The 12,929-nt window shown below is 69.5% G+C and carries 13 protein-coding genes; 8 read left to right on the top strand and 5 right to left on the bottom strand.

The features are described from left to right. Nucleotides 1–42 precede the first annotated feature (42 nt). The 4 genes from LOY02_RS01005 to LOY02_RS00990 all read right to left on the bottom strand — a co-directional run bounded on the left by LOY02_RS01005 (nt 43) and on the right by LOY02_RS00990 (nt 5,185). Nucleotides 43–1,314, bottom strand: a complete 1,272-nt coding sequence (locus LOY02_RS01005) for a DNA replication/repair protein RecF (protein WP_317180446.1) — start codon at nt 1,312–1,314, stop codon at nt 43–45. A 7-nt stretch (nt 1,315–1,321) separates the two neighbouring features. Further along, nucleotides 1,322–2,446, bottom strand: coding sequence for a phosphogluconate dehydrogenase (NAD(+)-dependent, decarboxylating) (gnd, locus tag LOY02_RS01000; RefSeq protein ID WP_410505897.1), 1,125 nt, complete (start codon nt 2,444–2,446; stop codon nt 1,322–1,324). 182 nt (nt 2,447–2,628) lie between these two features. After that, complete coding sequence (gene dnaN, locus LOY02_RS00995) at nt 2,629–3,756, bottom strand: DNA polymerase III subunit beta (RefSeq protein WP_317180444.1); 1,128 nt, start codon at nt 3,754–3,756, stop codon at nt 2,629–2,631. Between the two features lie 718 nt (nt 3,757–4,474). Further along, on the bottom strand, nt 4,475–5,185 hold the full coding sequence (locus LOY02_RS00990; RefSeq protein ID WP_317180443.1) for a TetR/AcrR family transcriptional regulator: 711 nt from the start codon (nt 5,183–5,185) through the stop codon (nt 4,475–4,477). Between the two features lie 121 nt (nt 5,186–5,306). On the opposite strand from LOY02_RS00990, the gene LOY02_RS00985 reads away from it, so the two are divergent. Further along, the gene (locus LOY02_RS00985; RefSeq protein ID WP_317180442.1) at nt 5,307–6,242 is read left to right on the top strand and encodes an NAD-dependent epimerase/dehydratase family protein; all 936 of its coding nucleotides are present in this window, start codon (nt 5,307–5,309) and stop codon (nt 6,240–6,242) included. 42 nt (nt 6,243–6,284) lie between these two features. Here LOY02_RS00985 and dnaA read toward each other — a convergent pair whose 3' ends face one another. Further along, entirely contained in the window at nt 6,285–7,946 is a 1,662-nt protein-coding gene (dnaA, locus tag LOY02_RS00980; protein WP_317180441.1) for a chromosomal replication initiator protein DnaA, read from the bottom strand. A 568-nt stretch (nt 7,947–8,514) separates the two neighbouring features. Between dnaA and rpmH the strand changes: the two genes are divergently transcribed. From rpmH to LOY02_RS00945, 7 genes are all read left to right on the top strand, one after another. Further along, the gene (rpmH, locus tag LOY02_RS00975) at nt 8,515–8,652 is read left to right on the top strand and encodes a 50S ribosomal protein L34 (protein ID WP_317180440.1); all 138 of its coding nucleotides are present in this window, start codon (nt 8,515–8,517) and stop codon (nt 8,650–8,652) included. Between the two features lie 9 nt (nt 8,653–8,661). After that, the gene (gene rnpA, locus LOY02_RS00970) at nt 8,662–9,030 is read left to right on the top strand and encodes a ribonuclease P protein component (RefSeq protein ID WP_317180439.1); all 369 of its coding nucleotides are present in this window, start codon (nt 8,662–8,664) and stop codon (nt 9,028–9,030) included. After that, a complete protein-coding gene (gene yidD / locus LOY02_RS00965; RefSeq protein WP_317180438.1) occupies nt 9,027–9,449 on the top strand; it encodes a membrane protein insertion efficiency factor YidD in 423 nt (140 codons plus the stop codon). Before rnpA ends, yidD begins: the two co-directional genes overlap by 4 nt. A 58-nt stretch (nt 9,450–9,507) precedes the next feature. Continuing rightward, nucleotides 9,508–10,611, top strand: coding sequence for a membrane protein insertase YidC (gene yidC / locus LOY02_RS00960; protein ID WP_317180437.1), 1,104 nt, complete (start codon nt 9,508–9,510; stop codon nt 10,609–10,611). A gap of 348 nt (nt 10,612–10,959) precedes the next feature. Further along, nucleotides 10,960–11,574, top strand: a complete 615-nt coding sequence (locus LOY02_RS00955) for a protein jag (protein WP_410505899.1) — start codon at nt 10,960–10,962, stop codon at nt 11,572–11,574. An 88-nt stretch (nt 11,575–11,662) separates the two neighbouring features. Then, nucleotides 11,663–12,457 carry a 16S rRNA (guanine(527)-N(7))-methyltransferase RsmG gene (rsmG, locus tag LOY02_RS00950; protein ID WP_317180436.1) on the top strand — a complete coding sequence of 265 codons (795 nt, stop codon included), beginning with the start codon at nt 11,663–11,665 and terminating at the stop codon, nt 12,455–12,457. Nucleotides 12,458–12,534: 77 nt separating this feature from the next. Further along, nucleotides 12,535–12,929, top strand: a 395-nt coding sequence (locus LOY02_RS00945; RefSeq protein ID WP_410505896.1) for a hypothetical protein, incomplete at its 3' end; no start/stop codon positions are given.

Raw genomic sequence — 12,929 nt, 5'->3', positions numbered from 1 at the left:
GCCACCGGGTCGGGAGCCACCGGGTCGGGAGCGGCGGGATCGTCAGACATCCCCTTCATCATCCTCCGCCTCGTGATCCTCCGCCTCGTGACGGACCCGACCGAGCTCGACCTCGTAGGTGTGGCCCTGGTCGCGAAGGCGCTGAGGCACGTCGTCTCCGACGGCGGCGGTGATGAGCACCTGCTCGCACCCGTCGATGAGCTCGGCGAGTCGCTCGCGACGACCGGAGTCGAGCTCCGCGAAGACGTCGTCGAGCACGAGGACGGGGTCGTCACCGAGGTCCCGGGCCAGGAGGCGGTAGGCCGCGAGCTTGAGTCCGAGCGCGAAGCTCCAGGACTCGCCGTGGCTGGCGTAGCCCTTGGCCGGCAGGTCGCCCAGGGTGAGCACGATGTCGTCTCGGTGCGGCCCCACGAGGCTGATGCCACGCTCGATCTCCGCGCCCCGCACGGCGGCGAGGCTGTCGAGCAGCGCCTGGCGCAGCTCGGCGATCTCGGGGACCTCACCGGCCGCTATCCGCTCGGCGAACTCCTCGTGGAGCGAGCTCTTGTATCGCGCAGTAGCCCGTGCCTGGCTGGCTGACACCGCGTCGTAGCTCTCGCCCACGTCGGGCAGCAGGTCCCGGAGTAGGCGCAGCCGGGCATAGAGCAGCTGCGAGCCGACGGTGGCGAGGTGCTCGTTCCAGACATCGAGGGTGTGCAGGGCGGTCTCGCGAGCCTCGTCGAGCGGTGGGTCGCCCGGGCGCACGGGTCCAGCACCCGGGCCGCCTCGTCCCTCACGACCAGCCCGACCCCTCCTGCGCAGCACTGGTGCCGCCGACTTGAGCAGGGCGTTGCGCTGCTTGAGAACCTTGTCGTAGTCGGACCGGACGCCGGCCCATCGGGGCTGCCGCTGCACGAGCAGGTCGTCGAGGAAGCGTCGGCGCTCTGAGGGGTCACCTTTGACCAGGGCGAGGTCCTCGGGGGCGAAGAGCACCGTGCGCAGGGTTCCGAGCACGTCTCGTGGTCGCGCGACCGGCGCCCGGCCGAGTCTCGCCCGGTTGGAGCGGCCGGGCGTGATCTCGAGCTCGACCATCGTCTCGCGGCCGTCGCGCACGACGGCGCCACGGATGATGGCCTGGCTCGCCCCGAAGCGGACGAGGGGCTGGTCGGTCGCAACCCGGTGGGAGCCGAGGGTGGCGAGGTAGCCGATCGCCTCGACGAGATTCGTCTTGCCCTGCCCGTTGAGCCCGATCAGTGTCGTGATCCCGGGCGACAGCGCGACGTCGGCATCCGGATAGCTGCGGAAGTCCTTGAGGGTCAGGTGTCGGACGTGCACTCGCCGCTCAGTCAGCGTGCTTCGAGCGCTCGGTGCCGAGCGCAGTGTCAGCGGCGTCCGTCCCCTCGGTGGCAGGCGGGGCGCCCGACTCGACGGCCTCCTCGGCGGTCTGGACGTTGGCCTCGGACGCGCGCTCGTAGGCGCGCTCGCTCGCCTCACCCTTCGCCTCGAAGGACCGCTCCTCGTGCTCGACGTCAGCCTGCTTGGCCGGCGCTCCCGGGACCTTGCCCTCCCGCAGCTCCTGGCCCTCGGCGATCGTCATGACCTGGTGGCCGCCGAACTGGCCCCGCAGGGCCGCGACGGCCTGCATGGCCGGCGAGGACTTCTGTCGTGATGCGAACCGGGCGAAGAGGGAGGCCGAGATGACCGGCATCGGCACGCCCAGGGCGATCGCCTCCTCGACCGTCCACCGGCCCTCACCGGAGTCGTTGGTGTAGTCGGAGACGTCGTCGAGGTGCGGGTTCTCGGTGAGCGCGTCGACCATGAGGTCGAGCAGCCAGGACCGCACGACCGTGCCGCGGCTCCACGCGCGGAAGGCTCCCGGGACGTCCTTGACGATGTCCTTGGCCTCGAGCAGCTCGTAGCCCTCCGCGTAGGCGTGCATGAGGCCGTACTCGATGCCGTTGTGGACCATCTTCGTGTAGTGGCCGGCACCGACCTCACCGGCGTGCACGAAGCCCTCCTCGCGGGGCCCCTCGGGACGAAGGGCGTCGAAGATCGGCATGGCGCGCTCGACCCACCTCGCGTCGCCGCCGCACATGAGGCCGTAGCCGTTCTCCAGCCCCCAGATGCCCCCCGAGACGCCGCAGTCGACATAGCCGATCCGCCGCTCGCCGAGCAGCTTGGCGTTCTCGAAGTCGTCGGTGAACCGGGAGTTGCCTCCGTCGATGACGAGGTCGTCGGGCGCGAGCAGCTCGGCGAGGCGGGCGACGGTGTCCCGGGTGGGATCACCGGACGGGACCATCACCCACACGACCCGTGGCGCGGCCAGGGCCTCGACCATGGCCTCGAGCGAGGGTGCGTCCGACACGTCGGGGTTGCGGTCGTAGCCGACGACCTCGTGGCCGGCGCGGCGCAACCGCTCGCGCATGTTGCCACCCATCTTGCCGAGACCGATGAGACCGAGCTGCATGTCGGATGCCTTCCGTGGGGTGCCTGGCTCTGAGGTTAGTGGGCTCACATCGTCCTGTGTGCTGCCGATTCCCCTACCCTCCGTCCTGGCCATACCCACTGTCGTATGCCGCTGTGCTGGCTGCCGCAGGACGTCCGGATCCCCTCCGGCCGGCTCCACTGCGGGGTCGGCGACCGTGCGGGTCAGCTGGCGAAGCGAACCGGCATGAGGACGTAGCGGTAGGACTGGTCGGCGTCGCTGTCGGCCTCCGCCTGGCCGGTGAGGACGGCGGGACGGCTCGGCTGGGTGAAGGCGAGCCTGCTCCATGGCTGTCCGACCGCGTGCAGCCCGTCCAGGAGGTACTGCGGGTTGAACGCGATCTGGATCTCCGGGCCGTGGAGGGTGGCCTCGACGGCCTCACTCGCCTGGGCGTCGTCGCCGGTGCCGGCCTCGATCGCCACCTGCCCCTCGCTGAACTTGAGCAGGACCGGCGTGTTGCGCTCAGCCACGAGGGCGACCCGCTTGACGGCCTCCTCGAGGGCGGCAGTCTCGATGACTGCCTCGGTGTCGACCGAGCTGGGGAAGATCGAGGTCACCTTGGGGTACTCGCCGTCGAGGAGCCGCGTCGTCGCCTGGCGCTGGCCGGCCTCGAAGCCGATGAGCCCTTCTCCACCGCCGCTGAAGGCAAGCGTGACCGAGCCGGATGCACCGAGGGACTTGGCCGTCTCGGACAGCTGGCGAGCCGGGATGAGCGCGACGTGGCTGGCGTCGGGCACGGCAGGAGTCCAGTTCAGCTCGCGCATGGCGAGGCGGTAGCGGTCCGTGGCAAGGAGGGTGACCTTGTCGCCCTCGATCTCCATGCGCACCCCGGTGAGGATGGGCAGGGTGTCGCCACGGTCGGCCGCGACGGAGACCTGGGCGACCGCCTGGGTGAACACGTCACCGGCGATGGTGCCGCTCGACTCCGGGGGGTTGGGCAGGGTCGGGTAGTCCGTGACGGGCATCTCGCGCAGGCTGAACCGCGACGAGCCGCACGTGACGTTGACCTTGGTCCCGTCGGTGCTGACGTCGACGGGCTTGGCCGGAAGGTTGCGAGAGATGTCGGCGAGCAGGCGGCCCAGGACGAGCACCTGCCCCGCCTCGGCGACGTCGGCCGGGACGGTGATGCGTGCCGAGACCTCGTAGTCGAAGGCAGAGAGTGTCAGGCTCCCGTCCTCGGCGGCCTCGACGAGGACCCCGGCCAGCACGGGCACGGGCGGACGGGCGGGAAGCCCCCGGGCCACCCAGGTCACTGCCTCGGCCAGGACGTCTCGCTCAACCCGGAACTTCACGACGGACTCACTTCGCGACGATGGACATTGGGGCCTCAGACACTAGCCCGTGCAGGCGATTCTGCACCACAGCCCCGACGTCACGGAGGTCAACGGCCTCCATCGTGTCCGGTCCCCACCGCGTGGTGCCTCTGGTGGCCCCCAGTGCCACTCCGTGCCCTCCGGAGCCTCTCTCGCTCGGGGTCGTTCTCACCGGTGTACTCGGGGCGGATCTCTCTCATTGGGGGTCTCGTCATAGTCGTAGGTGCTGTGGACACTGTGGACAACCGGCATCCGCCCAGTTCGCAGCCTACGTGGGCCTGTGGCTGAGCTGTGGGCGGATCGCAGCCTCACCTCCATGCCCTGTGGAAGACGGATCGGGCGTCCACAGGAGGGTCACAGACCCAGGGGCTCTTTTCCGCAACAACAGCCCCAGTTTCCACATCCGTCCACAGCAGGTTGTGGACAAAGCCATCGGCCGCCGCACTTGTCACGGTTTGTCCACACCACAGTGTGGACGGTGCTGTGGATGACGTGTCTCCACAGAGTTATCCACAGGCAGTGGACAAACCCCGGGTGCGTGCGCAGACCCGCCCTCCTCCGCTGCTGTCACCTGTGCACTCAGCTGTGGACGTCCGTGTGGATGCGCGGCCCGGCGCCGTTGTCCACCCCTTGGGGACGCACGGGCACTCGGCTCCGGTGAACGTCGTCGTCGGTGGCTCGGGTCGGTCGTCGGATCTCACCGGGACTCGATCGAGGAAGCGGGCGTCAGGCACAGCTCACGCGCGCGGGCCAGGTGCCACGCGAAGAGCGCGCGGGTGTCCGGCACCGGACCGAGCTGGTGGAAGACGTCGCTCGTGACCGCTCCGAGCAGCAGCGTCCAGGCCGACAGACCTCGGGCGAGCGCTTCGGCGTCGAGCGAGGTCCCCGCGAAGAACTCGTCGTCGTCGAGGAAGGCCCCCGCCGCCTCGAGCGCGCCGTGCTCGTCGCCCTCCGAGCGGGGGACCCGACCTGCTCGGCAGGCCTCGTCGAGCAGCCTGGTCAGCAAGGCCAGGACTGCCGTGCCAGGGCCGGTGGTCCGCTCGGCCGGAGCCGTGTAGTCAGGGACCGGCGAGCCGTAGACGAGGGCGAAGTCCTGGGGGTTGGCCAGTGCCCACGCGTGCAGGGCGTTGCCGATGGCGTCCCAGCGGGCGTCGAGGTCGGCCGGGTCGACGGCGTCGTGAGCCCTGGTCACGGCCTCCGCGAGGGAGGTGTAGGCCCTGATGATGAGCCTGGTGAGCAGCTCCTCACGGCTGTCGACGTAGCGGTAGATCCCCGAGGAGACCATGCCGAGCTCGCGGGCGATCGCCCGAAGGCTGAGGGCGGCCGCGCCGTAACGGGTGAGGTGCGCCCGGGCGACTCTGAGGATCTCGGCCTCGGTGGCCAGGCGACGCTGCTCGCGGACTCCCATGGCGTTACCTTCGCACAGAAGTCCTGGGAATGTGAGCACTGCTCTTGTTTTTCGTCGAGGGAGTTGGCACACTGAAAGGAGAGCAGCGCTCACAAATCCTCCACGACCTCAGGAGAGCCCCATGGCCCACCACCTCGTCCTCGGTGCCGGCGGTATCGGACGCACCACCGCAGCCCACCTCGCCTCGAGGGGACACAGCGTCACACTCGTCTCGCGGTCCGGGCGCGGCGAGGCCCTTCCGGGGGTCACTCGCCAGGCCGCCGACGCGGCCGACGCGGCTCGGCTGACCGAGCTCGCCACCGGAGCCAGCAGCATCGTCAACGCGATCAACCCGCCGAAGTACACGACGTGGGACACCGACTGGCCGCCCGTGGCGAAGGCGGTTCTCGTCGCGACGGAGCGCAGCGGCGCCGGGCTGGTCACGGTGAGCAACCTCTACGCCTACGGCCTCGTCGAGGCCCCGATGCGCGAGGACCTCGAGCTGCGACCGAACGGGCACAAGGGCCGGCTGCGCGCCGCGATGTGGCGTGACGCAGTGGCCCTGCACGACCAGGGACGGATCCGGGCGACGGAGCTGCGAGCGAGCGACTACTTCGGGCCCGAGGCCCAGTCAGGGACGAGCATCCTCAACGAGTTCGTCATCAAGCGGGCGGCCACGGGGAAGGGCCCCTTCCTCCCGTTGGGTCGCGCCGATGCGCCGCACACGTGGACCTACCTCGACGACATCGGTGCCCTGGCGGCGACGCTCGCGACGGACGACCGGTCCTGGGGTCGGGTGTGGCACGTGCCGAGCAGCGCGGCGAAGACGATCCGGGAGGTGGCCGCCGACGTCGCGCGACTCACCGGCCAGACCGCGCGACCGGTGCGCGTCCTGCCGCGCCCCCTCGGCACGGCGCTGGGAGCGGTCGTGCCACTCATGCGGGAGCTGCGCGAGACCCGGCACCAGTTCGAGCGCCCCTTCGTCCTCGACTCCTCGCTCGCTGAAGAGACCTTCGGGCTGCAACCGACCGCGTGGGAGGTCGCTCTCAAGGCCACCGTGGCCGGCCTCCTGGGCTGAGCGGCATACGTCCTCCTGCCGGTTGGGGCGGGACGCGAAGGGTCAGGTCGACTGCTGGCGGATGCGGTTGGTCAGCTCGGTGACCTGGTTGTAGATGGCCCGCCGCTCACTCATCAGCTCGCGGATCTTGCGGTCGGCATGCATCACCGTCGTGTGGTCGCGGCCGCCGAAGTGCTGGCCGATCTTGGGCAGCGACAGATCGGTCATCTCCCGGCACAGGTACATCGCGATCTGGCGTGCGGTGACGAGCTGCCGCGACCGCGAGGAGCCGCAGAGGTCCTCGATCGTCACGGCGTAGTACGCGGACGTGACGGCCATGATCGTCGCGGCCGTGACCTGGTTGGGCGTCTCGTTGGGCAGCACGTCCTTGAGGACGACCTCGGCGAGCGGCAGGTCGATCGCCTGCCGGTTGAGGTTGCTGAACGCGGTGACCCGGATGAGCGCGCCCTCGAGCTCGCGGATGTTGGTGCTGAAGTTGCTCGCGATGTACTCGAGCACGTCGTCAGGCACGGACATCCGCTCCTGGATCGCCTTCTTGCGCAGGATCGCGATCCGCGTCTCGAGGTCGGGCGGCTGGACGTCGGTGAGCAGGCCGGACTCGAATCGGGTCCGCATCCGGTCCTCGAAGCCGGACAGCTCCTTGGGAGGCAGGTCCGAGGTGATGACGATCTGCTTGTTCGCGTTGTGGAGCGTGTTGAAGGTGTGGAAGAACTCCTCCTGCGTCTGCAGCTTGCCCTGGAGGAACTGGATGTCGTCGATGAGCAGGACGTCGACGCTGCGGTAGCGCGACTGGAAGGCGCTCGCCTTGTCGTCCCGGATGCTGTTGATGAAGTCGTTGGTGAACTCCTCGGAGTTCACGTAGCGCACCCGCACGTTGGGGAACATGGTGCGGGCGTAGTGCCCGATCGCATGGAGCAGGTGCGTCTTGCCGAGTCCGGACTCGCCATAGACGAAGAGCGGGTTGTAGGCCTTGGCCGGCGCCTCCGCGACGGCGACCGCGGCGGCATGGGCGAAGCGGTTGCTCGCGCCGATGACGAAGGTGTCGAAGGTGTACTTGGGGTTGAGGCGCGTGTCGCTCGCCTGGGCCGGCTCGGGGCGCTGCTGGCGCAACGGACCGCTCTCGCCGCCCGGGGGGTGGCCCGCGTGGCGCCCGTCGGAGTGCGGGCCGGAGCCGTTGGGGCTCACCGAAGGGGAGAAGGTGACCGGAACCGCGGCGTCGAAGTCGGCGGCAAGCAGGTCAGGAGCACTCGCCTCGAGGTCCTTGAGCGGGTCGCTGCTCGGCTGAGTCGGCGAGACCGGGGACGTGGCGGGGGAGCTGCCCGATACAGGGCGGGCCACTCCCGGGTCGCCGACCCCGAAGGCGTGGGCGACGCGACCGGTCTCGGACAGGGCCGGCTGGCCGGTGGGCTCGTCGGTGATGAGGCCGAGGTCGTCCTGGTCGAGCGTCTCGTCGACGCTGACGGCGAGGTGGGCCGGGTGGCCGAGGTGCTCCGACAGGGCCGCCACGACCTGCCCCTTGAGGCGGGTCTCGAGGAAGTCCTTCGTGAAGGTGTTGGGCACCTTGACGAGCGCTGTCTCGTCGAGCACGCCCACGAGCCGACAGAGCCGGACGAAGGCTCGCTCCTGCGCGGTCACGCCGGCGGTGCCCAGCGAGGCGAGAGTGCGATGCCAGATCTGGCCATAGTCAACGTCTGCGCCCGCCACTGCTCCACCCGTCCCTGACTGCTGTGTCCCGGTGCCACTCCATCCCCGACGCGCTGGATTGCTGGCCGGTGGCGCTCACCCTGTCATCCCGTCGACCTTGGGTGCCGACGTTGTCCACACGATTGTCCACACCCTGTGCATCATGGCGGAGGGGGCACCGAAGCGAGCATCGTGAGACTCGAAAACCTAACAACTCGGGGTCCGGCTGACAACCTGAACGGCGTAGAAACCCGTGCCCTTCGGCGTGTCGAGTTGCATTCCGACGCGAACTGTCGACGATGGGAGATTTGCCGGAGGGGGCCAGCGGCCCACACCGGTTTGACCCCCCTTCCCGCGCTCCCGTATCGTTGACCGAGCGTGTCCGCGACCTCTTTCGCATGCCCGTGGCGCGCCTCCACCGTGGTGCGGCTCTCGACATGGTCTCGAGGTCGGACCGTCCGCGGTGGCGTCGGTCCATGGGCTTGCCGATTGCGGTCGCAGCGCAGTTGCACCCTGCAGTTGAACCACTCGATTGGACTCGGGATCGACTCGTCCCTCGACGACCGGCCCGCAAGCAACGGAGAACCTCGTGAGCAAGCGCACCTTTCAGCCGAACAACCGCCGCCGCGCCAAGACGCACGGTTTCCGCCTGCGCATGCGCACGCGCGCCGGCCGCGCCATCATCACTGCCCGTCGTCGCAAGGGCCGCGCCGAGCTCTCCGCCTGAGGACCCGGCGTGCTGCCGGCACGTCACCGTCTGCGCGAGCGGGCGGACTTCACGTCGGCAGTTCGTGGACCAGGCGCCAGCAGAGCAGGCGGACGACTCCTCGTCGTGCATGCCAACCGGACCGATGCGCGTGCGGGCCTCCCGCCCCGCGTCGGTTTTGTCGTCTCCAGGGCTGTCGGTAACGCCGTGACCCGCAACCGCACCAGACGGCGCCTGCGCGCGATCGTCGCGACCCAGCTCAGCGGCATACCCCTCGGGGTTGATGTCGTCGTCCGCGCCAACCCCGCCGCCGCCGAAGCAACGCACCATGAGCTCGCGGATTCCCTTGCGGCGCAATTGGATCGCGTATGCCGCTCACTTGCCAAGGCGTCGACGTGACCGTGGGTCGGGGATCGGGGACGGCCGGTTCGCTGGGCCGGGCGCTCGCTCTGCCCTTCGTGTGGATGGTTCGGCTCTACCAGCGTCTCGTGTCTCCACTGCGACCCCAGACCTGCCGCTTCCACCCGAGCTGCTCTGCCTATGCGGTGGAGTCGCTCGAGCGGTTCGGCCCGCTCAAGGGCGGCTGGCTGGCGATCCGGCGACTTGGCCGCTGCCACCCCTGGACCCCGGGTGGGGTCGACCCCGTCCCGCTGACCTGGGCCGAGCGCAACTCCTGGAAGCCAGAGGACTACCGGCCGCCGAGTGACCCTGACGGCGCCGGAGAAGCTGCCGGTGTTGGCGGCGCGGACGGGCACGGCAACCGTGACGACCCGGGCCCCGCCCCTGGCCGCACGACTCGACTTGACCATCCGGCATGATGTGCCGATCAGTGCTGAGCGGTAGCGCGACCCGCCGCCCGACAACAGAGGACACACGTTGATCGACTTCTTCAACGCCCTGCTCTACCCGATCAAGCTGGGTGAGGCCTGGGTCATGTGGGCCTTCCACTGGGTCTTCGACAAGGTCGGGCTCAGCGGCGATCTGGCTGGCTGGGCCTGGGCGTTCTCCATCGTCGGCCTCACCGTCGTCGTCCGGATCCTGCTCATCCCGCTCTTCGTGCGGCAGATCCACTCGTCGCGCAAGATGCAGCTCATCCAGCCCGAGATGCAGAAGATCCAGAAGAAGTACAAGGGCAAGCGGGACCCCGAGAGCCAGAAGGCGCAGCAGGCGGAGATCATGGATCTCTACCGGCGCACCGGGACCAACCCGTTCAGCTCGTGCCTGCCGATCCTGCTCCAGTCGCCCTTCTTCTTCGCCCTCTTCCAGCTGCTCAACAATCTGCGAGCCCAAGCGGAGGGCAAGGCCGAGGGGATCGGGCCCATCACGAACGATGTCGCGCGCGCGATCGAGGGCTCGACGATCTTCGGCGCCCGGCTCTCCGACGCCTTCCTCACGACGGAAGGGCTGAGCACGAAGGTCCTCGCGGCCGTGCTCATCGTCCTGATGTCCGCGACGACCTTCACGACGCAGCACCAGCTGATGCGCAAGAACATGCCGGCGGCTGCGCTCGACAACCCCTTCGCGAAGCAGCAGAAGGTCCTGCTCTACCTCATGCCGATCTTCTTCGCGATCTCCGGCATCAACTTCCCCATCGGCGTGCTCATCTACTGGACCACGACGAACCTCTGGACGATGGGCCAGCAGTTCTACGTCATCCGCAACATGCCCGCCCCGGGCTCGCTCGCCTACCAGAAGATGGAGGAACGCGACCGCCGCAAGGGCCGCACCACCAAGCACGTCACGGTCCCCGGCCTCGAGGTCGAGGCCAACGAGGCGGAGACCGAGGCCCCCAAGTCGGGGCAGCGCCAGCAGCCCAAGGGGAAGAAGCGGGCCAAGGGGTCAGGCGGTCAGCGTTCGGCCGGGGGGTCGAAGCCGGCAGGCGCGAAGAGCGGCGGCGCGAGCGGCGCCGGCGGACCGTCCCAGCCGGGCAAGAAGCAGCAGAAGTCCAAGAAGCCGTCGTCCGCGAAGGATCGTGGCTAGCGCCCGCGACCAGACCGACGAGCCGGTCCAGGACGCCTGGCGTGCGCCGACGGGGGCGCCCGAAGTCCCAGGCGGTCCACCGAACTGACAGACGCAACCGCAGGATCTCGGGTTATCCACAGGTTGTGGGAACTTTGTGAATAAAGGAGCAACTTCCCCATGAGCGACACGACCCCAGAGATCAACGCGGCCGCAGCGGCTGCGGGCGATGAGGCGGTGACCGATGAGGTGACGGATGCGGTGCCCTCGGCGGTGATGCAGGACGACGTCGACGCCCCGACTGCGGACCGGTCGGCAGCTGTGACCACGCCGTCCGCCGACGACTCGGCATCGGAGCCGGCCACGGACATGGGCGCAGAGCCGGTGACAGACGTGGACCGCGACTCCGAGGCGGGCGCGAGCACGCCCGCGCCGGACGAGGCCGGGACGGACCGGGCGGACGCGGACGCGGAGGCGGGGGCGGCCCGGGCTGCGAATGGAGGCCGAGCGGCTCGGCTGAAGCAGCTCGAGCGTGAAGGCGAAGTGGCCGCCGACTTCCTCGAGACGCTGCTGGACATCGCTGACCTCGACGGCGACCTCGATGTCGACGTGGACGGCGACCGTGCGGCCGTCGCCATCGTCGACTCCGAGGAGGGTCGGGTCCCCCGCCGACTCGTGGGTGAGGACGGGAAGGTCCTCGAGGCTCTTCAGGAGCTGACGCGCCTTGCAGTCCAGGTCGAGACCGGCGAGCGGAGCCGGCTCATGCTGGACGTTGCCGGGTACCGCGCCGAGCGACGTGCTGCACTTGTCTCACTGGCTCAGGCGGCCATTGCGGAAGTCCAGGCATCGGGCGAGCGCAAGGCGCTGGAGCCGATGAGCGCCTTCGAGCGGAAGGTCGTGCACGACGTCGTCGCTGCGGCCGGACTCGTCTCGGAGTCGGAGGGCGTCGACCCGAACCGGCACATCATCATTCTTCCGGGCTGACGAGGACGTTGTTTCACGTGAAACGCGGGTGCACCGCGGTGCTTCGTTGAGGTGACGGCAGCACATACTCGAGAGCGGGAGGGTGGTCATGTCCGACTCCGGAGCGCACCTGCCCCCAGAGGTACCACCCACACCTCGGGCCGCTGTGGCCGTCTTCGGAGAGCGCACCGTGCTCGCCGAGGAGTTCGTGCGCCTGCTCGCTGACACCGGAATCAGCCATGGCCTCATCGGGCCGCGCGAGGCACCCCGCCTCTGGGAGCGTCACGTGCTCAACTGTGGGCTGGTCCATGGCCTCATCCCGGTGGCCGAACAGGGCCAGCGGGTGATCGACATCGGCTCCGGAGCGGGGCTTCCCGGGCTGGCGCTCGCGATCGCGCGCCCGGACCTGGAGGTGCACCTTGTCGAGCCGCTTGCCCGGCGGACCGGTTGGCTCTCCGGTGCCGCCGCGCACCTCGAGCTCGACAACGTCGTGGTTCACACGGCCCGGGCCGAGACACTCTGGGATCGGTTGTCGGCTCCCTGGGTCACGGCCCGCGCTGTCTCCGGCATTCTCCAGCTGGCTCACTGGACCCTACCGCTGCTCACCCCACATGGCTCCCTGCTGGCTCTCAAGGGCAGCCGGGCCGCGAGCGAGCTTGCTGAGCACTCGGCCGCGCTGGAGCGACTCGGCGTCGTCGACGCAGGGATCGAGGTCATTGGCGAGGGGATCGTCGCGGACCCGACTATCGTCCTGCGTGTGACCATCGGCGAATCCATCGACCGTCGTCGGTTCCGCACGCAGGCCCCGAGCAGCGCCGGGTCGGCGCGCCGCCGGGCGGATCGAGGGCGGGGTGGCACGCGGTCCGGCTCGTCGCCTCGCGATGAGGGCCGGCGTGCCCGATGATCGACAAGAGACCACCCCGCTGGCGGAGCCTGTTCCGGAAGGACGGCGGCCGTCACAGTCCTGGAGGTAACGACCCCGTGAGCAACCTCGGCTGGCCAGCCAGTACGCCCGAACCGACGGCCGACCACCGACGCTTGGGGTGGGTCGATGTCGCAGAGGCCGTTTCACGTGAAACGGCCGAAGGAAACGTCGGCCAGACGGACGAGTCGCCCGACGGCGCGCCTTCCGTTCCAGAAGTGGACGGAGCCTCTGGGGCCGGTCGCCGCGAGTCGGGGGGAACCGAGGCGGCGAGCAGCGAAGCGGCGAGCAGCGAGGCGGGGAGCAGCAAGGCGGGGGGCACGGAGTCCTCGAGCGACGGCGCAACAGACGCCGCGCCTCAGCCACGGCAGGCAGACCGCCAGGACTCAGGTGTCGATTCGGTGGGTGTCGACCCGGTGGGTGTCGACCCCGTCGGGGTTGGGAGGGACGGTGT

It is taken from the genome of Intrasporangium sp., from assembly GCF_032907665.1.
In the GTDB taxonomy this organism is placed as follows: domain Bacteria; phylum Actinomycetota; class Actinomycetes; order Actinomycetales; family Dermatophilaceae; genus Intrasporangium.
Note: the sequence above shows the minus strand (reverse complement) of the source record. Positions and strands in the feature narration are given on the sequence as shown.